General features: G+C 73.9%; 2 protein-coding genes. Both read right to left on the reverse strand.

Translation table 11 applies throughout. The features are described from left to right. A partial coding sequence (locus D183_RS24795; RefSeq protein WP_039727655.1) for a glycosyltransferase occupies nucleotides 1–154 on the reverse strand: 154 nt, incomplete at its 3' end. Then, nucleotides 151–804: beta-ketoacyl synthase chain length factor (locus tag D183_RS0113780; RefSeq protein WP_017909516.1), on the reverse strand; the 654-nt coding region annotated here is incomplete at its 5' end. The genes D183_RS0113780 and D183_RS24795, both read right to left, overlap by 4 nt.

The following is an 804-nucleotide window of genomic DNA, read 5'->3' on the forward strand; positions in this document are numbered from 1 at the left end:
AGTCGCTGGTGCCGTCGTCGGAGCCGTCGTCGACCACGATCACCCGCGGGCAGTGCGCCAGCGCGTCGCTGACCACCTCGCGGATGCGCAGCCGTTCGTTGAGGGCGGGAATCAGGATCGCCGCGTCGGCGGCGCTCAGCGGCGTGCGGCTCATGCGCGCAGCTCCACCTGCAGGCAGCGGCCGCCGCCTGCATCGAGCACGCAACCGCTGCTGCCCAGCGCCAGCGCGTCGAACAGCAGCAGCATCGGCGCCATCGCGTTGCCCGCGACATGCCGCGCCAGCGCGCCATCGCCAACCGGCGCGGTGCCGTCGCGCAGTTGTACCTGCAATTGCGGCTTGCCGTCGCGTGCGCCCGCGCTCAGCACCAGCGCGCCGCCGAGCAGGCCCTCGCTGCGCGCGATCCGGCCCAGCGCCCCCACCGAGCGGCTGTCGTAGCCGACCAGCAGCACCGCGTCTTCGCCCGCGGCCAGTTGCGACAGCGCTTCCAGCAGTCCCTGCGCGAAACTGCCGCTGTGCGCGCTGATCGCGGTCGCCGCGGCGGTGGCGCCGGCGCCGATGGTCCAGTAGCCGGCGGCGGCGTTGTGCACCGAGTTGTGGAACTTGGTCGGCGACACCGACAGCGGTTCGCTGGCCAGGGTGGTGCACATGTAGTCGGTGATCGCCAGGTCGCCGTGGGTGGAGGTGAACACCGACGGCAGCGTGGCCGGGTCGCGGCCGGCGTCCTGGCAGGCGGCCAGCGCCGCGTCCAGCGACACCGCCACCGTGTCCGGCGCGCGGCGGCGCTCGTTCGGCGCCAGCAGCTG

Origin of the sequence: Xanthomonas sp. SHU 199 (genome assembly GCF_000364665.1) — a bacterium.
Taxonomy (GTDB): Bacteria; Pseudomonadota; Gammaproteobacteria; order Xanthomonadales; family Xanthomonadaceae; genus Xanthomonas_A; species Xanthomonas_A sontii.